This window comes from Chitinophaga sp. NPDC101104, from assembly GCF_050277495.1.
Lineage (GTDB): Bacteria > Bacteroidota > Bacteroidia > Chitinophagales > Chitinophagaceae > Chitinophaga.
In genome coordinates this window covers 4440524-4459111 of sequence record NZ_JBNNSF010000001.1, presented here as the reverse complement: position 1 = coordinate 4459111, position 18588 = coordinate 4440524, and the positions used below count along the sequence as shown (strand labels likewise).

Annotated in this window: 21 protein-coding genes; 18 read left to right on the top strand and 3 right to left on the bottom strand. The window is 55.2% G+C overall.

Annotated features, from left to right (window positions below):
• Positions 1 to 17: 17 nt before the first annotated feature.
• Positions 18 to 1430 (bottom strand): PLP-dependent aminotransferase family protein, encoded by a 1413-nt coding sequence (locus ACQKLP_RS17910; protein WP_341840427.1) that lies wholly within the window; start codon positions 1428 to 1430, stop codon positions 18 to 20.
• A 90-nt stretch (positions 1431 to 1520) separates the two neighbouring features.
• On the opposite strand from ACQKLP_RS17910, the gene ACQKLP_RS17905 reads away from it, so the two are divergent.
• From ACQKLP_RS17905 to ACQKLP_RS17850, 12 genes are all read left to right on the top strand, one after another.
• Positions 1521 to 1991 (top strand): DinB family protein, encoded by a 471-nt coding sequence (locus ACQKLP_RS17905; RefSeq protein WP_427324223.1) that lies wholly within the window; start codon positions 1521 to 1523, stop codon positions 1989 to 1991.
• Complete coding sequence (locus tag ACQKLP_RS17900; protein ID WP_427324222.1) at positions 1988 to 2545, top strand: methylated-DNA--[protein]-cysteine S-methyltransferase; 558 nt, start codon at positions 1988 to 1990, stop codon at positions 2543 to 2545. Before ACQKLP_RS17905 ends, ACQKLP_RS17900 begins: the two co-directional genes overlap by 4 nt.
• Before the next feature lie 184 nt (positions 2546 to 2729).
• Entirely contained in the window at positions 2730 to 4157 is a 1428-nt protein-coding gene (locus tag ACQKLP_RS17895) for a pyridoxal phosphate-dependent decarboxylase family protein (RefSeq protein ID WP_427324221.1), read from the top strand.
• Between the two features lie 82 nt (positions 4158 to 4239).
• On the top strand, positions 4240 to 5154 hold the full coding sequence (locus tag ACQKLP_RS17890; protein WP_427324220.1) for an EamA family transporter: 915 nt from the start codon (positions 4240 to 4242) through the stop codon (positions 5152 to 5154).
• Positions 5138 to 6073 carry a GNAT family N-acetyltransferase gene (locus tag ACQKLP_RS17885; protein ID WP_427324219.1) on the top strand — a complete coding sequence of 312 codons (936 nt, stop codon included), beginning with the start codon at positions 5138 to 5140 and terminating at the stop codon, positions 6071 to 6073. Before ACQKLP_RS17890 ends, ACQKLP_RS17885 begins: the two co-directional genes overlap by 17 nt.
• Complete coding sequence (locus ACQKLP_RS17880) at positions 6060 to 6500, top strand: N-acetyltransferase family protein (RefSeq protein ID WP_427324217.1); 441 nt, start codon at positions 6060 to 6062, stop codon at positions 6498 to 6500. Before ACQKLP_RS17885 ends, ACQKLP_RS17880 begins: the two co-directional genes overlap by 14 nt.
• 88 nt (positions 6501 to 6588) lie before the next feature.
• A complete protein-coding gene (locus tag ACQKLP_RS17875; RefSeq protein ID WP_427324216.1) occupies positions 6589 to 7146 on the top strand; it encodes an NUDIX domain-containing protein in 558 nt (185 codons plus the stop codon).
• Between the two features lie 19 nt (positions 7147 to 7165).
• Positions 7166 to 7939, top strand: coding sequence for a 23S rRNA (guanosine(2251)-2'-O)-methyltransferase RlmB (gene rlmB / locus ACQKLP_RS17870; RefSeq protein ID WP_341840419.1), 774 nt, complete (start codon positions 7166 to 7168; stop codon positions 7937 to 7939).
• Positions 7940 to 7971: 32 nt separating this feature from the next.
• Complete coding sequence (locus ACQKLP_RS17865) at positions 7972 to 8817, top strand: hydroxymethylglutaryl-CoA lyase (RefSeq protein WP_427324215.1); 846 nt, start codon at positions 7972 to 7974, stop codon at positions 8815 to 8817.
• 25 nt (positions 8818 to 8842) lie between these two features.
• On the top strand, positions 8843 to 9817 hold the full coding sequence (locus ACQKLP_RS17860; protein ID WP_427324214.1) for a GSCFA domain-containing protein: 975 nt from the start codon (positions 8843 to 8845) through the stop codon (positions 9815 to 9817).
• Between the two features lie 144 nt (positions 9818 to 9961).
• The gene (locus tag ACQKLP_RS17855; protein WP_427324213.1) at positions 9962 to 10576 is read left to right on the top strand and encodes a hypothetical protein; all 615 of its coding nucleotides are present in this window, start codon (positions 9962 to 9964) and stop codon (positions 10574 to 10576) included.
• Between the two features lie 59 nt (positions 10577 to 10635).
• On the top strand, positions 10636 to 11013 hold the full coding sequence (locus tag ACQKLP_RS17850) for a hypothetical protein (RefSeq protein WP_427324212.1): 378 nt from the start codon (positions 10636 to 10638) through the stop codon (positions 11011 to 11013).
• Between the two features lie 113 nt (positions 11014 to 11126).
• Here the strand turns inward: ACQKLP_RS17850 and ACQKLP_RS17845 are convergent, their stop codons facing one another.
• Positions 11127 to 12623, bottom strand: a complete 1497-nt coding sequence (locus tag ACQKLP_RS17845) for an MFS transporter (protein ID WP_427324211.1) — start codon at positions 12621 to 12623, stop codon at positions 11127 to 11129.
• 113 nt (positions 12624 to 12736) lie between these two features.
• Here ACQKLP_RS17845 and ACQKLP_RS17840 point away from each other — a divergent pair, with 113 nt between their 5' ends.
• The 4 genes from ACQKLP_RS17840 (at position 12737) to ACQKLP_RS17825 (ending at position 16231) form a co-directional block, all read left to right on the top strand.
• Positions 12737 to 14959: a patatin-like phospholipase family protein gene (locus ACQKLP_RS17840; RefSeq protein WP_427324209.1), complete on the top strand. Its 2223-nt coding sequence runs from the start codon at positions 12737 to 12739 to the stop codon at positions 14957 to 14959.
• Between the two features lie 26 nt (positions 14960 to 14985).
• The gene (locus ACQKLP_RS17835; protein WP_427324208.1) at positions 14986 to 15309 is read left to right on the top strand and encodes a hypothetical protein; all 324 of its coding nucleotides are present in this window, start codon (positions 14986 to 14988) and stop codon (positions 15307 to 15309) included.
• 63 nt (positions 15310 to 15372) lie between these two features.
• Positions 15373 to 15726: a hypothetical protein gene (locus ACQKLP_RS17830; protein WP_427324207.1), complete on the top strand. Its 354-nt coding sequence runs from the start codon at positions 15373 to 15375 to the stop codon at positions 15724 to 15726.
• Between the two features lie 31 nt (positions 15727 to 15757).
• Positions 15758 to 16231 carry a hypothetical protein gene (locus tag ACQKLP_RS17825; RefSeq protein ID WP_427324205.1) on the top strand — a complete coding sequence of 158 codons (474 nt, stop codon included), beginning with the start codon at positions 15758 to 15760 and terminating at the stop codon, positions 16229 to 16231.
• Positions 16232 to 16293: 62 nt separating this feature from the next.
• Here ACQKLP_RS17825 and ACQKLP_RS17820 read toward each other — a convergent pair whose 3' ends face one another.
• Positions 16294 to 16893 (bottom strand): tRNA-(ms[2]io[6]A)-hydroxylase, encoded by a 600-nt coding sequence (locus ACQKLP_RS17820; RefSeq protein WP_427324204.1) that lies wholly within the window; start codon positions 16891 to 16893, stop codon positions 16294 to 16296.
• A gap of 55 nt (positions 16894 to 16948) precedes the next feature.
• On the opposite strand from ACQKLP_RS17820, the gene ACQKLP_RS17815 reads away from it, so the two are divergent.
• Together ACQKLP_RS17815 and ACQKLP_RS17810 are read left to right on the top strand one after the other, a co-directional pair.
• Positions 16949 to 18052, top strand: a complete 1104-nt coding sequence (locus tag ACQKLP_RS17815) for an aminotransferase class I/II-fold pyridoxal phosphate-dependent enzyme (RefSeq protein ID WP_427324203.1) — start codon at positions 16949 to 16951, stop codon at positions 18050 to 18052.
• A gap of 47 nt (positions 18053 to 18099) precedes the next feature.
• Entirely contained in the window at positions 18100 to 18585 is a 486-nt protein-coding gene (locus ACQKLP_RS17810) for a hypothetical protein (RefSeq protein WP_427324201.1), read from the top strand.
• Positions 18586 to 18588: the final 3 nt, after the last annotated feature.

Genomic DNA, 18588 nt, shown 5'->3' with positions numbered 1-18588 from the left:
ATTCCTGCCCCGGTTTTTTATTTCATGAGCTGGTGCGCCAGTTTGCCGAGGGTTTTCAGGCCGTCGTCCACCGCTTTGCTCCAGGGGTTGGAGTAGCTGATGCGCATGCAGTTCGTATAGCGGTCTTGCAGCGTGAAAATGCGCCCCGGTGCAAAGGAGATCTTGCGCCGCAGGGCCTGTTCGTACAGTTCGATGGTATTGATGTTCTCGTTCAGCTCCAGCCACAGCACGTAGCCGCCTTGCGGGCGGGTAACGCAGGTGTCTTCCGGGAAATAGTCGGCCACGGCCTGCTGGTAGCGCAGGCATTGGGTGTGGAGCATTTTACGGAGGTTGCGCATATGGTGCTCGTAGCGGCCGTTTTCGAGGAAATGCCCGATAGCGGCCTGCGGCAGTGTGGCGCTGGAAATGGTATGGTTCAGTTTGAGGCGGAGCACGCGTTCCTTGTACTTTCCGGGAACGGTCCAGCCCACACGGTACCCCGGCGCGAGGGATTTGCTGAAGGAATTGCAGAGGAGCACATTGCCGTTGCGATCGTATTGCTTGCAGCTGCTGGGCCGGAGTTTACCGAAATAGAGATCGGCGTAGATATCGTCTTCGATGAGGGGGATGTCGTACTTGTTCATGAGCCGCACCAGTTCCCGCTTGTTTTTATCGGGCATGCAGGAGCCGATGGGGTTGGAGAAGTTGGTCACGAAAACGCAGGCTTTGATCTTGAATTTGGGGATGGCTTTGTCGAGATACTCCAGGTCTGGGCCGCAAATGGGGTTGGTGGGCACTTCCAGTACCTTAAGGCCGAGGCTTTCGGCGAGCTGGAATGTGCCGCTGTAGGCGGGGCTTTCCAGGGCGATGACGTCGCCGGGCTGGGTGGTGGCCGACAGGCAGAGGGTGAGGGCGTCCATACAGCCGGTAGTGGTGACCACATCGTGTTCCGTGATGCTGCCGCCCCACTGGATGCTCATCCGCGCGATCTGGCGGCGGAGTGGCAAGTTGCCCTGGAGGTTCTCGTAAATGAGGCCGCCGTTATTCTCCCGCAGCGCCGCGATCATGCTTTTGGCGAGTTTGGCGGAGGGGAGGAGCGGTTCAGACGGGGAAGCGGTGGAAAACCGCAACAGGTCGGGCCCGTGATGGGAAAACACTTCCGTGATCATTTCGCTGACGTTCACGTCTGTCGCCCGTTTGACGGGGCGCGTGGCGCTGGGGAGCTCCGGCAGCCGCCGGGGCGAAAACCGCACGTAGTAGCCTGATTTAGGCCGTGGTTCGATGAAGCCCTTGCTTTCCAGGTGGTAATACGCCTGGAAGACGGTGCTCATGCTGATGCCCTGCTCCTTGCTCAGCGAGCGGACGGACGGCAGCTTGTCGCCGATGCGGATCACTTCCTTTTCGATCATGGCCTGGATGCGGTCGGCCACCTGGAGATACAGATGTTCCATGGTTTTGCGAATCTGATATGGTCAAAAGTACGAAAATGGAATCTGTTCCAATTAAAAAAACATATCTTTCCATGATAAAACGGATTTGCTATGCAACACCTGCCTTTCAGTGTGGATTTACGCCTGCGCACGCAGCATCTTTCGATCGGGGAAATGACCGGCGGCGTGGCCGACGAAGTGCTCCGGCAGGAAGTCCATCCCGGTAAATGGTCGGCCATCGATAACATCGCACACCTGGCCGTGTTCCATCCCATATTTCAGCGGCGGCTGCAGCGCGTGGCCGACGAGGAAACGCCGCTTTTCGAGCCGTATGTCTGGCAGGAAGATGCGCTGTTCGCGGAATACAGGCAGTTGTCGAACCGCGAGCTGCTGGCCCAATACCGGCACGACCGGGAAGGGTTCGTCCGTTTCGTGGAGGGGCTGAAGGCCGGGGATTTCCGGCGGCAGGGGCGCCACCAGCTGTATGGCACCATTTCCGCGGCGCAGCTTATCGAGATGTTCGTCCTCCACGAATCGCATCACCTGTTCACCATCTTCAAACTCCTTAATTTCGGGAAATGAGCGCGTTGTATATGGATTCCCCGCTGGGGCGCATCATGATCGTTGAAACGGAGGGATACATTTCGAAGGTTTCTTTTATTGATAAAGAACCTGCGCCCTTGCTCCAGGACGATACCGTTCAGCCAGGCGATCAGCCAACGGAAGCGGCTATACCCTTTCATTATGAAACCTCTATCCAGCAAGCCTTTCCCGCCGAATCACCCACGCCCTTGCTCCGAGAATGCGCCGCCCAGCTGGAAGCGTATTTCCGGAAAGACCTCCGCGCGTTCGACCTTCCGCTCCGGCAGGAAGGCTCCCCGTTCCAGCAACTCGTCTGGCAAAACCTGTTGACCATTCCCTTCGGCGAAACCATTACCTATCTCGCCCTCGCCAAGCGCCTCGGCAACGTGAAAAGCATCCGCGCGGCCGGTACCGCCAACGGCCGGAACAACATCGCCATCATCGTGCCTTGCCACCGCGTCATCGGCTCCGGCGGCGCCCTCACCGGCTATGCCGGCGGCATCTGGCGCAAACAGTTCCTCCTCGACCTCGAAAAGGGCGGCCTGCTCTTCTGATATCCTTCCCACTCTGTAAGCACTTACATATTCAGGATCGTACGGTTGACGAATGACGTTCGTCATGGACTTTTATGGTTCATACTGTCATCTGATCTGGTCAAAAAACTCAAAACTGAATCTGTTTTTTCTGCGGGAATAGCTGGAATTTTGAGGCGTCATTTCAACGTTAATACGCCACCATATGAATGCAATTTTCCGCGAGGACCTTTCCCGATTCGATGAACTTTTGCAACAGACCGCAGATTACGCCGCTGATTTCCTCGGCCGCATCAACGAACTGCCGGTGAGTATGGAAATGCCCGCCATCCCGGTGCCCGGTTTGCCTGAAAAGGGGATCGGCGGCCAGGGGGCTTTGGAGCTGTTCGATAACCGGTTCGGCGCCTACCTCACCGCCAGCGCGGGCCCCAGGTATTTCGGCTTCGTGACGGGCGGCGTAACGCCGGCGGCGCTTTCGGGCGACTGGCTGGCCAGCGCGGTGGATATGAACGCGGCCGACAAATCTTCGCTCGCATTTACCCTGGAGAAAGAGACGTTGCAGTTGCTCCGCCAGTTGTTTTCCCTGCCGGAAGCGTACGAAGGCGTTTTCGTGACGGGCGCTACCATGTCCAACTTTACAGGCCTGGCAGCCGCTCGGCAATGGCTGGGCGAGCAATACGGGGTGAACGTGGCCGCGCAGGGCGTAGGTGCGCTTCCCGATATAAAAGTACTGGCCGCTACGCCGCATTCCAGCGTGGTAAAGGCTTTGTCGATGCTCGGCCTGGGCCGCAACAGCCTGGTGACGCTTTCCACCCTTCCGGGGCGCGAAGCGGTGGATGTGCGGGCCCTGGAGCAATGGATCGCCTATAACCCGGACACGCCTTTCATTTACGTGGCTTCGGCCGGCACGGTGAACACCGTGGATTTCGACGATATCGCCGCCATCGCGGCACTTAAACATAAACATCCGTTCTGGCTGCATGTAGACGCGGCCTTCGGAGGGTTTGCGGCCGTCAGCCCCCGTTTCCGGCACTTTCTCAATGGCTGGGACCAGGCAGACAGCATTACCATCGATGCGCATAAATGGCTGAATGTGCCCTACGACTGCGCGATGCTTTTCAGCCGCCACCCCGGGCTGCAACTGGAAGTGTTCCAGAATGCCGGTGCGGCGTACCTGGGCGACCCGGCGCAAAACTTCAACTACATTAACTACGCTCCCGAAAACTCGCGCCGGCTGCGGGCTTTGCCTGCCTGGTTCTCCCTTCGCGCCTATGGTGCGGAAGGCTACCGCGACATCGTGGAGCAAAACGTAAACCAGGCCCAGCGTTTCGGTGAAATGCTGGAAAAAAGCGGGCACTTCCGCCTGCTGGCGCCCGTGAAGATGTGCGTAGCCTGCTTTACGTTCAATATGGAAGACAGAAAACTGGCCGAACATATCCGCGTCTTTTTACAGGCGCTCAACAAGCGGGGCGTAGTGTACGTCACCCCCACGCAATACGCCGGCCTTCCGGCGATGCGGGCGGCGCTGGTGAACTGGCGCACGACGGATAAGGACATCGAACTGGCGGTGCAGGAGCTGGAAGCAGTGGCAGCGGCCATCCAGGGCGTGTCGGCCATTCTTGAAAATAATTGATTTAGAGGTTGATATTAGTATTATTGGCGATGGGTTTCTACCCATCGCTTGCTAACATCTTCCCCGGTTTAACCTGATGAATATGCAACAGCGGAACCATACCAACGCTTACGTGGCGCTCGTCATCGTAAGTATCTTTTGGGGAACTACCTACCTGGCGGCCCGGATCGGCGTGCAGCACATGCACGGCATGATGCTGGCGGGCCTCCGGCAAACGAGCGCCGGCGTTATCCTCGTGGCGTTTTTCCTCATGAAGGGGTACAAACTGCCGCAGTTTCCCGTACTGTCCAAATTATTCGTGATCGGTACCATCATGCTTTGCGGCAGCAACGGGCTCATGACCTGGGCCATGCAATACATCCCCAGCGGGCTGGGCGCCATCATCGCGGCCACCGTTCCCATCTGGATCACGATCTTCAGTTATTTCCTCGTGCAGAAAACGAAAATTACGGTGCAACTGGTTGTAGGGATGTTGATCGGGCTGTTGGGGATCGGGGGCATCTTTTACGACAACCTGGCCCAGCTGATGAACGAGGAATACCGTTTCGGGGTGATGCTGATCACCCTGGCCTGCGTGTTCTGGGCGCTGGGGTCGGTGCTCACGGCCAAGTGGGCGCTGGGCGTCAATTACCTGTACGGCGCCGGGTTCCAGATGCTGTTCAGCGGGGTAGTGATGCTCGTTATCGCGGGGTTCATGGGGCAGCACCTGCATTTTGCGTCCTTTACGGGAGAATTATGGGGCAGCTTGCTGTACCTCGTTTTTATCGGATCTTTGTTAAGTTATTCCGCATACGTTTTCGCCCTGAACAATTTACCGCCTTCGCTGGTATCCATATATGCCTACATCAATCCCATCGTTGCCGTCATCCTCGGATGGCTGATCCTCCAGGAAAAACTGAACTGGCTCATGGGGCTGTCGTGCATGGTGACGCTGCTGGGCGTGTACCTCGTCAACAAGGCATTCAACAAGCAAAAAAGTTATGAACGCAGCAAATGATATCCGCATCCTGAGCTGGCACCCAGACTACCAGCCGCATTTCGAACGGCTGAACAAGGCCTGGATCAGCAAATTCTTCCGGCTCGAACCGGTAGACATCGCCGTGCTGGAACATCCGCACGAACATATCATCGCCCCGGGCGGCGACATCATCTTCGTATCCATCGGCAACCAGGTGGTGGGCACGGTGGCTTACCGGCTGAAGTCGGACGATACGGTGGAAATGACGAAAATGGCCGTGGACGAAAGCTTTCAGGGCCGCAAGCTCGGCTGGGCACTGGGCAAGGCCATCATCGAAAGAGCGGCGGAAAAGGGTTTCTCGAAAATGGTGTTGTACTCCAGCCGCCGGCTCACCCCGGCCATCACCATGTACCATAAACTGGGGTTCGAAGAAGTGGAAGTGGAAAACGGGGTATATGAAAGATGCGACATCAAGATGGAAATTTCGCTCCGGGAACCGCCGCTGGCGGCACTGTCGAGGGCATTGAAGGAAGAAGTGCTGCAGGCGGAGCTCCGGCTCCTGCAGTTCACCGATGAAGAGGCGGCTGCCCGTCCTTCCCCCGAAAAATGGAGCAAAAAGGAAATCCTCGGCCATCTCACCGATTCGGCCCTCAACAATTACCCGCGTTTCATCCGCGCGCAGCAGACCGCTTTGCTGGAAGCGCCCGGCTACGACCAGGATTTCTGGGTGGAGGCGCGGCAATATATGCGGGAAGACTGGCGCGAGCTGGTGCAGATCTGGAAAAGCGTGAACCTGCACATCGTCCGCCTGCTGCCCCTCATTCCGGCCGAAGCGTTGGGCAATGTGCTCGTGATCGGCCAGAACCCGCCGGCTACACTGGAATTCTGGGCCAACGATTACCTTCGTCACTTACAACATCACCTCCATCAAATATTCCCCGTACATGCAAATTATTAAAGCCACGGCAGACCGGCTGGACGCCCTCGCCGCATTATTCGACGCCTACCGGCAACATTATGAACAGGCCCCGGACCTTGCAGGTGCCGCGCAGTTCCTGGGCGAGCGCCTCCGGCAGCAGGACAGCGTCATTTATCTCGCCATCGACGAAAACGAAGTGATCGGCTTTACACAGCTGTATCCGGTTTTTTCCTCGATCGGCATGAAGAAAGCCTGGATTTTGAACGACCTGTTCGTGACCCCGTCCGCCCGCCGGAAAGGCGCGGCGCGTGAGCTGCTGGCAAAGGCCCGGGAGCTGGGGCAGGAAACGGGCAGCCGTTACCTGATGCTCCAGACCCATTTCAACAATGAAAAAGCCAGGTCGCTGTATGAAAGTACGGGCTGGCAGCTGGACGAAGAATTCGCGTATTACTACCTCTCCTTATAGACAGAAATACAGTTACAAGAAGCTATGTACGAAGCGGGCATCGGCCCGCTTTTTTTTCGTTTCGGGGCGAATTGCGTTTATTTGCCGGATGGAACAGCATCAAAACCCCTGGCGCTTCGAGTCTGCCAGCATTCCTTACGAAAACCCCTGGATCAGGGTCACGGAGCGCCGCGGCATGAACCCGGCGGGGAAACCGGGCATTTACGGGACCGTGCATTTCAAGAACGTGGCCATCGGCGTGGTGGCGATGGACGAGGAGCAGCACATCTGGCTGGTCGGGCAATACCGCGTGCCGCTGGAGGCCTGGAGCTGGGAAATTCCCGAAGGCGGCGGGCCCCATGGCGAAGACCCGCTCATCGCCGCGCAAAGGGAGCTGCTGGAGGAAACGGGGCTTACGGCCAAACATTGGCGGCCGGTCGTGAAGATGCACCTATCCAACTCGGTATCCGACGAATCCGGGATCGTGTTCCTGGCGCAGGGGCTGGAGATGGGGGAGGCGGAGCCGGAGGAGACGGAACAGCTGGTTTTGCGCCGCGTTCCCTTCGAAGAAGCCTACCGGATGGTGAAGGATTTCGAGGTTACGGACTCCCTTTCCGTAGCCGCGATCCAAAAGATAAGGCTCATGATGCTGGAAGGGGAGCTTTGAATCCCGTATCTTTGCGCCGATGAACCACCGTTTCAAACCACAGGCTCCCAAGCCCAAGCAGTCTTCCCTCATCATCGGCCGCCAGCCCCTGCTGGAAGCCATGAAGAACGGAAAGGCCATCGAGCGCATCTACATGCTCAAAACCGCCTCCGGCGATATCATACCGCAAATCCGCAACCAGGCCACCGAACTGCGTATCCCCATCAACTACGTACCGGTGGAAAAACTCAATAGCCTCACCCAGGCCAACCACCAGGGCGTAGTGGCCCTGGCGGCTTCCGTGGCCTATCTCGACCTGCAGGACGTGATCTCCCATACGGTCGAAAAAGGCGAAACACCCCTTTTCCTCATCCTCGACGGCATTACCGACGTCCGCAATATCGGCGCCATCGCCCGGAGCGCGGTCTGCTGCGGGGCGCAGGCCATCATCATCCCCGACCGGGGTATCGCCGCGCTGAACGAGGAAGCCCTCAAATCTTCCGCCGGCGCGCTGGAGCGCATCGCGATCTGCCGGGTGAACAGCCTGCTCAAAGCCATCGACGAGCTGCATCTCAACGGCATCAAAGTGGTGGCCAGCGAGATGGAGGCCAAATCGAAGCTGCAGGACCTGCCCTGGCGCGAGCCGGTGGCGGTGATCATGGGCTCGGAAGACAAGGGCGTGTACCCGGCGCTGTTGAAAGCGGCCGACGAGCAGTTCCACATCCCCATGCAGAATAATTTCGAATCGTTCAACGTGTCCGTCGCCGCGGGGATCATCCTCTACGAAGCCATGAAACAGCGGTTGGACGCCTGATGGATGAACGGGGGAATTCGTTATTTTAGCGTATGCTCAAAATCATCGAATGCCCGCGAGACGCCATGCAGGGCTGGCCGCGCCAGATCCCTTCCCAGGAAAAGACCGCCTACCTCAACGCCTTGCTGCGCGTAGGCTTCGATACGCTGGACTTCGGCAGCTTCGTGTCTCCCAAAGCCATTCCCCAAATGGCGGACACGGCGGAGGTGCTGGCGGGGCTGGACGAATCGGCGACGAAATTGCTGGCGATCGTGGCGAACGTCCGCGGGGCAGAAGATGCGGTGGGGCATGAGCGTGTCCATTACCTGGGGTTCCCTTTTTCCATCTCTGAAACCTTTCAGCTGCGCAATGCCAACAAAACGATCGCCGAGTCGCTGGAGCAGGTGCAAACCATCCAGGAGCTCTGCATTAAGAACGAAAAGCAGCTGGTGATCTATATTTCCATGGGTTTCGGCAATCCGTACGGCGATCCGTACAGTCCGGACGTGGCGCTGGAATGGGCAGACCGGTTCGCGGCCATGCACATTCCCATTATTTCCCTCGCAGATACGGTGGGCGTGGCGAAGCCGGAGGGCATTGCGGCGCTGTTCTCGAAGCTGGTGCCGGCTTATCCGGATGTGGAGTTCGGGGCGCATTTCCATTCCACGCCGCAGGCCTGGGAGGAGAAGATCGCGGCGGCCTGGGATAACGGGTGCCGGCGGTTCGACAGTGCTATCCGGGGCATCGGCGGTTGCCCCATGGCGCAGGATGACCTGGTGGGCAATATTGCTACGGAAAACCTGCTGTGGTTCTGCCAGCAGCGTGGGATCGGTACCGGGCTGGATGCAAAGGCTTTTGCGGAAGCGATGGTGCAGGCCGATCGCGTGTTCGGACATTAGCCCGAAATTTTGATACTTTTGCAGCATGAATTTTCGCCTCACTTTCCCGGTAGAGCCGCTGGGGCCTTCCATACAACATGCCGACAAAGTGCTGCTGTCGGGCTCCTGTTTCGCTGAAGAGATGGGTGCGCGGCTGGAGCAGCACAAGTTTGACGTGATGCTCAATCCCAACGGCATCCTGTTCAACCCGCTGAGCATCGCCCGGAGCATGACTTCCTACCTGGACGATAAACGCTATACGGCCGACGAGCTGTTTTTACACGAAGATATCTGGCATAGCTGGGACCATCATTCCCGTTTCTCCGGAACCGACCGCAACACGGTGTTGCAGCGCATCAACGATTCGCAGGCGGCTGCCGCGGCGCGTTTGAAGGAGGCAGACTGGCTGGTGATCACGCTGGGTACGGCCCACGCCTGGTACCTGAAGGAAGACGGCCGCCTGGTGGGCAATTGCCACAAAGTGCCGGATGCGTCGTTCACGAAAAAACTGGTGCCGCTGGATGAGATCATTTCAGCGCTGGACAACATGATGCACCGGTTGTTTTTCGTGAACCGGAAAGTGAACATCCTGTTTACGGTGAGCCCTGTGCGGTATGTGCGCGACGGGGTGGTGGAAAATAATCTGAGCAAGGCGGTGTTGTTGCAGGCGGTGCATCATTTGGTGCATAAATTCGACCGGCTGTTTTATTTCCCCGCATATGAGTTGGTGTTGGATGATCTGCGCGATTACCGATTCTTCAAGGAAGACATGGTGCATCCGAACGAGCAGGCGTTGCAGTATGTGTGGGAGCATTTTTTGAAGGCCTGCGTGCAGCCCTCGTCGCAGGAGGTGGCGCGGCAGGTGGCGGAGTTGTTGCGTGCGAAAGGGCATAAGCCATTCAATCCTGAAAGCCCTGCGCACAAACAGTTTCTGCAGGCGATGGCGAAGAAAGCGCGCGCGTTGCAGGAACAAAATCCTTCTCTGGATTTCGGAGATTTGTTGCACTATTTTGAAACGTAGTACTGTAGTGTATTGTAAGATATCGAAGCCGCCTTTTTTAAGGGCGGCTTTTGTTTTTATCACTGTCAATCTCCGATTTTCGGAGATGCATATTTTGGCTGGAATTGTTTGGCCTTCTAACTTTGGAAAAAATAGATTTCAGTTATGGAAAAACAAGAATTACTAGTCGCGATCACCGAAAAAATGGATGAGATTTTTGGAAAGATTCAAGTGGAAAATGCATCGTTGAGGGAGGAGATGCGTGAGGTGAAGCAGGAGGTGAAGTTAATGAAACAAGAGATGGTGCAGTTGAAAGAAGAAGTGGGGCAGTTGAAACAAGGGGTGGTGCAGTTGAAGCTGGAAGTGGGACAGTTGAAACAAGAGGTGGGGCAGTTAAAACTGGAAGCGGGACAGTTGAAACTGGAAGTGGGGCAGTTGAAATATGAGATGGTGGAAGTGAAGAAAAACTTGAATGAACTTGATCAGCGGATAGTTAAGCAAGACTTACGGTTGCAACTCGTAGAGGCAAATGTGAGTGAATTAACCAGGAATGTAGCTACGCTGAATGAAAACATGTTTGCGATGCTGAGTAATTTTAATATTCATCAGCACAAGCAAAACAATGAGTATGAAGAATTCAAAGGTTATTTTGATTTGCTGCGTAGCAGGATGGACAAATTGGAATCATGTCAGGCGGAAACCAACCGCAGATTGGAATCGCTGGAGGAGACGGTGAAAGTTCACAACGTTACCATTGCGGATCTACATGTTGTAAGATGAGTTTTGCGATGTCAACAAAATCAACTGGAAAACAATCTTAAAACCCAAAACAATCAAAAATGGTACAAGAAATCTCATTAGTAACGTTCATGGAAAGAATGGACGAAAAGCTCGGCCAAATCACATCGGAAATCGCAGATTTCAGGCAGGAAAACAAGGCGCAATTTGAAGTTTTGCATCTGCGCCTGGAGAAGGTCGAGCAGCGAATGAATTTGCTGGAGTTGCACGTGAGGAAATCTGAGGAAAGAATTAATTGGGATAATCTGAATACGCAGATAGTTGCGAACAGGTTGACGGATATTGAAAACTACATGTTCAAATATGAAACATATCTTCAGGAAATTAAAACTCGGTTGTTAAGCGTCGAGCAAAAAAACGCAAAGATAACTGGTAAGGCAGCCTTGGAGGGAAATAGAATGTTCGTTGTCCGTAATTGAATAATGAATTGTTTTATTCTACTTCCAAACGCCGATCGCAGACCATCAAAGCAAAACAGTCTGCCGGATCGCAACCCCGCAGACTGTTTTATATCATTTGAGATAACCCATTCTTATACTTCCGGATCTTCTTCGAACCCGTCTGCAGTCTTTCTTTCTTTGATGAACACGACGCCGATCACCATACATACGATGGCAATAGCAACCGGGTAAATGAGCCCTGCCAGGTGGTTATTGTATTTCTGTACGAGTAAGGTGGCGATAGCCGGGAGCATCCCGCCGAATACGCCGTTACCGATATGATAGGGCAGCGACATAGACGTGTAACGGATGCGCGTGGGGAAGAGCTCCACCAGGAATGCGGCGATGGGGCCGTATACCATGGTAACGAACACGACCTGCACGAATACAAGGAAAATGATCCAGATGGTTTGCGACTGGCCGAGCTTCACTTCTTTCACGGCAGCTTTTTTGTCGGGGCTGGTGATTTCCGTGACGAGGGTACCGTCGGTAAACTCGCGGGTTTTGCGCGTGGTTTCCACGAGCGTGCCGTTATGGGGCGTAAGGGTGCTTTCGATGCGATAGCGCTCAACGACCTCCTGTTTGCGGGACAGGTCTACCGTGGTATCCATGGCATGGTAGATGGGGAAGTAGCTGATGGCGGCTACGAGCATGCCGATCATCATGATCTTTTTCCGGCCGATCTTGTCGGATAGGTGGCCGAAGAAGATAAAAAGCGGCGTGCCGAACAGGAGCGCCGTGGCGATGATGATGTTAGACTGTACGAACTCGATCTTCATGGTGTTTTGCAGGAAGGAGAGCGCGTAGAACTGGCCGGTGTACCATACTACGCCCTGGCCCATGGTGGCGCCGAAGAGGGCGAGGAGCACGAGCTTGAGGTTTTCCTTCTTGCCGAAACTTTCCTTCAGCGGGTTGGTGGAGGTTTTGCCTTCCGCTTTCAGCTTGGAGAACAGGGGGGATTCATGGAGCTTGATGCGGATGTAGTAGCTCATCATCACCAAAAAGATGCTCAGCCAGAAGGGAATTCGCCAGCCCCAGTCGTTGAACGATTCCGGGGTCATAAGGAGCCGGGTGGCGAGGATCACGCCCAGGGACACGAAAAGCCCCAGGGTGGCCGTGGTCTGGATGAAACTGGTGAAGTATCCGCGCCGGTTGGCGGGGGAGTGTTCCGCTACGTAAGTGGCCGCGCCGCCGTATTCCCCGCCGAGCGCCAGGCCCTGGGCCAGCCGGAGGATGAGCACGAGGATGGGCGCGAAAACGCCGATGGTGGCGTAACTGGGGATCAGGCCGATGGCAAAGGTGCTGCCGCCCATGATGAGGAGCGTGAGGAGGAACGTGTATTTACGGCCTACCATATCGCCCAGGCGGCCGAATACGATGGCGCCGAAGGGCCGCACCACGAAGCCGATGGCGAAAGTGGCGAGGGTGGCGATATAGGCGAGGGTAGGATTGGTGTCCGGGAAGAATTTTTCTGCCAGGATGAGGGAGAGGCTACCGAAAATGTAAAAGTCGTACCATTCGATAAGGGTTCCCGCGGAAGAAGCGAATATGACCTGCCAGATATTCTGCTTCGGGTTCGATGCATTCATAAAGTGAAATTGTTATCCGGAAAAGATAGAAAATTAGCTGAATGTTTCCAACCTTCCGGAGGTTTGCATTGTTTTTACCGTTAACTTTAAGAAACTACCTTCGGAAATACCTAATGCTGCGGATTCTCGTTTTTTTACTGATTTTTGGGGGACTATATCCTATTTCGCTTTCGGCCCAGCGGCCCAAAGTAGGCCTTACGCTGAGCGGGGGCGGCGCCAAAGGGCTGGCGCACATCGGCATCCTCCAGGCGATCGACAGCGCAGGGCTCCGGGTAGACGTGCTCACGGGCACGAGCATGGGCAGCATCGTAGGCGCCCTCTACGCCATCGGGTATTCGGGCGACTCCATCGAGGTGATGGCCCGGAAGCTCGACTGGAGCGGGCTCTTCTCCAACCAGCCCGTCATGTCCGACATCAGTTACGAAGAAAGGAACGAATATAACCGGTACATGATCGAGATCCCGTTCGAATACGGGAAACCCAAGCTGAATTCGGGCGTGATTTCCGGGGAACAGCTGTGGCTGGAGCTGGCGAAAATGTGCTGGCCGGTCCGCGATGTGAAGGATTTCTCGAAATTCAACATCCCCTTCAAATGTATCGCCACCGATGTGGCCACCGGCGATGTGGTAACGCTCGGCAAAGGCGAGATCGTAGAATCGATCCGGGCGAGCATGGCCATCCCTTCCGTGTTTACGACCGTGAAAATCGACGGGCGCAAGCTGGTAGACGGGGGCGTGGTGAGGAATTTCCCGACGGTGACCGCCAGGGAAATGGGCGCCGATATCATCATCGGGAGCAATGTGAGCGGGGGATTGCGTACGGCTGAAGAACTGAATACACCTATTGATATCCTTTACCAGCTTGGTTTTTACAAAGACGCGGCCGATTTTGTGGAAGCCCGGAAACTGGCAGACGTGTACATCGAGCCGGAGCTGAAAGGCTATTCCGCCGCGAGCTTCGGCAGTGTGGATTCCATCATCGAGATCGGCAAGCGGGCAGGGCGGGAGATGTATCCCGTTTTCAAGCGCATGGCCGATTCCCTGAACGCGATCCATCCCTTGGCGGCGCAGCCCAAGATCCGTCTGCCGGTAGTGCCCGATATCGAGATCATGAAGATATCGGTCTCGGGGCTCGTCCATTCCGACGAGAAGTTCTTCCGGGGCAGGCTGGGCCTGGAGGCCGGCGGCTGCTATTCGCCCGACATGATCCGCGAAGCAATCCTGAACATCTATGGTACGCGGTTCTACAAGCAGATCACCTATCATCTTCGCCCGCTGGGGTATGGCCGCAGCGAGCTGGAGATACAGGCGGAGGAGAACCCGCTCACGTACGTCAAATTCGCGCTGCATTACAATACCTACACGAGCGTGAGCGCCATCGTGAACATCACGCAGCGCAATTTCATCGTGCCCAACAGCCGTGCCCTGGTATCGGCGGCCATCAGCGAGAACCCGCGCCTCCGGGCCGAGTTTTTCAAGTACCTCGGCCGCAAGCGCAACGTGGGCTTTGGATTGGGCGCCTATTACGAGAACAACCCGCTGAGCTATTACCTGGATTTCCGGAAAGTACTCGAGTACCGCACCAAATACGCCAATGTGAGCGGTTCTTTGCAATTCATGCTGAACCGCGTCATGGCGGTGGGGATCGGCTCGCGCTGGGAGTACATCCGGGTGAAGCCCAAAATCTCGCCTTCCATCCAGATCGACGGCAATACCAATCAACTGAATTCCTTCGTTTTCTTCGGGTTGAACACCCTCAACCGCCAGCAATACCCGACCCGCGGCGCCACCATCAACTTTGAAGCGGGGACGGTGCACAGCCAGAACCCGGACATTTTTGTCCGGCAAAACGGGCACGATCTGCCCCTGGATAGCATCGATTTCAGGTTTAACAACTATAGCCGGGTGTCCTTCAAATCGAACTATTACGTGCCCGTGGGCCGGAAATCGTCGCTGCTGATGGGGGCATACGCGGGATTCAATTTCAATTATAATCAGCTGCTCATCAACGATTTCCGGATCGGCGGGGTGACGGACTTCAGCCGGAACCAGATCCCTTTCGTGGGGCTGTACGACGGGGAAGTGAATACCGCCAGCGTAGGTGCGTTGCAGCTGGGCTGGCAATACGAAGCCCTTCGCAATGTATTTGCCATCCCGCGGGTATCCGGCGCGGTGTATGATTTCATCGGCAACGTGGAACCCAAGTACCGATATGTGACCGGCTATGGCCTTACGCTGGCCTACAGCACCAAGCTTGGCCCCATGGAAGCCACCCTTATGTACGGCGACCAGGCGCAGATCCTGAAGGCTTATGTGAATCTGGGGTTCCATTTTTAGCTGGAGACCCGTTAATTCCGCAACCTATGTATACGATTTTACTGCATTTCGTATTACTTCTCCAGCCCGGAGAGCCCGTCCGGCAGCAACATCTGTTGAAAGGGAGATGGGGGAGCCAGGAGGATAGCCGCTCCAGAGTGGAGTTTCATGACAGGGCGTATTACCGAATTTATGACAAAGACACCACGGCAAAGGGGACTTACACCTGGAGCCATCAATCCTGCGATACTAGCTACTACAAAGGGCCTGACCGGAAGTTGGAATTCATTCGTTTGGACGATGGGAGCTATTATGAGATCACGGCGCTGACGAAGCAGAATTTATCGTACAGGTATACGGTGAATGGCTAGCTGCATCGCTTTAAGCGATTGAAATAGCTAGTTGTGTTTTCTAATTTTAACCTATAATAAATCATGGACGCAGCACAATTTGTAGCCATCGTGAAAATGGCGGTTGGCAGGCCAGCGGCAATTGAAGCCACGAGTGAATTGGATTACATCAGTAAGCACAATCCTGATATGGAAAAAGCTGCGGTATTTTACAATGGGCTTGGGGAGAATGAAAAAGCGTTCGTAAAAGACATCGTACATGAAGCAATACATAGTACGCTGTTTGGTTTCTTTTGCGTGCTGGACGGGGTGAGAGCCATTGAAGATGGAAAAGAGAAGGGTAGGCTGGAACTTTGGTATAAAAACGATCATAACGGCAAATCAGTTTTGCTAAATGACGGTGATAACGAGTTTTTACACGATGTATTCAATGATTAATTGGAAATGAAATTTTGAATATTTCAAGTCAATGAATAATCAGCAAGAAATATTGCTCGGGGAATTGAAGGTTACGCTTCAAACAAAGGGGACGGCTGTCAGGTTGCTTTGTGAAGACAATAATGCGCTGCTGGAACATCAGTCGGTGGAAGAAGTGACGGACATTCTCACCCGGAATTTCGAAAAAGTAACGCAGTATTACCGGAATGCGGCGCAGCAAAAAGTGGCCGAAGTCGATTTGCAGCGCATGTCCATCTCGATTGTCGTCCACTATTTATACATGTACAATAAATGGCGGAAGATGTATACAGGGATGGCAGATCTGGAATTGGGATTTAAGGAGGAAGATTTCGAGCATCCCGGGACATACGACATCATTCTTTATTACTGCAAACAGCATTTTCCGAAAGATTGGGTGTCGAAAGCTGCAGCGATGGTCGGGAAGACGGACGACGAAGTGCGCGGGTACGACGAGCGCCGGCAGCAATTCTTCGATATGCGATGAGTGGATGTCACATTTTGCTGTGGAACGTCCTATTCCTGCTTGTTGTTATGCAGCAGGGGATATCAATGCATCCGGTCCCCGCGCACCGGGAGCTTCGCGATCATTTCCGCCTCAAAGGCCAGCCATTCCGTCCACCGCTGACGTACTCTTTCTTCGGGGATGTATTCGTTAGCGAGGTCGATGAACAGGCGGTAATGCCCGGCTTCGGAGATCATGAACTTACGGTAGAACTCGCGCAGGTAGGCATCTTCCAGCCCCTCGCTCAATAATCGGAACCGCTCCGCACTGCGGGCTTCGATGAGGGCGAACTGCAGCAACCGGTCGAGCAGCACCACATCCGGCGCACCGCCTTTCTGCTGGAAGATCATCAGTTCATTTACATACAGGTCTTTCCGTTGTTTTCCCAACGCAAAACCACGCTTCTTCATTTCAGCGAGCACCTGGCGGAAGTGCCCCCATTCCTCCGTCACGATTGGCGCCAGTTCATCTACCAGCCGCGTACGGTCTGGGTATCGTTGTATGAGCGAGATGGCCGACGTGGCTGCCTTTTGCTCGCAGAAAGCATGGTCCGTGAGGATTTCTTCCAGGGAAATAGCCGCCAGGTCTACCCAGCGCGGGTCTGTAGGTAATTTCAGGCCGAGGATCGAAACTTTACTGCTCATACGCTGTTGTTAATTGAAGCAGCAAAGTTACAGATAAGATAATTAGTTTTGAAGCATGCAACACGAAGACTTTCTCCGCATCGCCCTCGATAAACGCCGCGAACAGCACGCCTTCCGCCAACTGCGGACCAGCGGCCAGCTCGTGGATTTCTGTTCCAACGACTACCTCGGCCTCGCGCGCAGCGAGCGCATCCAGGAAGCGGCACACCAGATCAGCCGGCAGCTCCCGCAAGTGCATGGCAGCGGCGGAAGCCGGTTGCTGGCCGGGAATTACGAACTGGTGGAAGAAGCCGAAAAACTGATCGCAACTTTTCATGATGCCCCCGCCGGGCTCATCTTCAATTCCGGGTACGACGCGAACCTGGGTTTTTTCGCCAGCGTTCCCCAGAAAGGCGACGTCATCATTTACGACCAGCTCATCCACGCTTCCATTCGCGACGGCATGCGGCTCTCGGCGGCGCAGACGTTTTCTTTCCTCCACAACGACCTGAACGACCTCGAGAAAAAGCTCGCCAATGCCGACGGACGGGTATTTGTGGCCGTAGAGTCCGTGTACAGCATGGATGGCGACATTGCGCCCCTCGTTGAAATCGCCGCCCTTTGCGGCCGGCACCATGCGCTGCTGGTGGTAGACGAGGCCCACGCCACGGGCGTGGTAGGCGAGAAAGGCGAGGGGCTGGTGCAGGCGCTGGGCCTGCAAAACCGCTGTTTCGCGAGGGTTCATACATTCGGGAAGGCCGTGGGCTGCCACGGGGCCATTGTGCTGGGATCGCCCATCCTCCGCGATTACCTCATCAATTTCTGCCGGGCGTTCATCTATACCACTGCTTTGCCGCCGCAGGCCGTGGCCGTTATCCTGGCCGCGTACGATATTTTCCCGGACCTGAACGAAGAACGGCAGCACCTAATGGGGCTCATACGGCTGTTCAGATCGCGCCTGGGCGGGGCCAGCGAAACGCCCATCCAGGTGGTGATGGCCCCGGGAAACGAGCAGGCGCGCGGATTGGCGCAGCATTTGCAGGGCAAGGGCATGGACGTGCGGGCCATTCTGCACCCGACCGTCCCGAAAGGGCAGGAGCGGCTGCGGGTGGTGCTGCATAGTTTCAATTCGGAAGAGGAGGTGGAAAACCTGGCGGCCACTGTCTTGTCATATTCCTGAAAAGGTGTATATTAACTGTAGATTTCCTAACCTTCTAAAACTATTTTATGGAGATGCATCCCGTCTGGAAAAAAGTATTAGAAGAGGTCGAATTTGTATCCTGGTACCACGCTTTCGCAGAGCAGTTTCAAACCATGCCTCCCTTTACCGACCACAGCGTTACCGAAGCCCAGGATATGATCATGGAATTTGGGTTCCGCAAAACCGTCTATGATCCCGCAAATTCCCTCTACATGGTAGAAGGTGTGGACGATACCCGGTCCATCAAAGGCCTCGGCTCCGGCCTGAGTATTTCCCTGAAAGAAGGCAAAATCGAAGTGGATGTGGCGTTCGACCTGGACCACGACACCCGTGTGGGGGGCAAGTTCTCCCTGATTCCCGCACAGGTGGGTTATGAAGGGCCCGCCATCCCGATGCCGGTTTTCACTAACTACAAGGAGCTGTACGCAGCGCTGAAACAGATCTTCGGCATGTACGAAGACATTGGGAACAAAGTAATCGATATCTTCCTCGCCGAACCGGCTACCATGTAATCG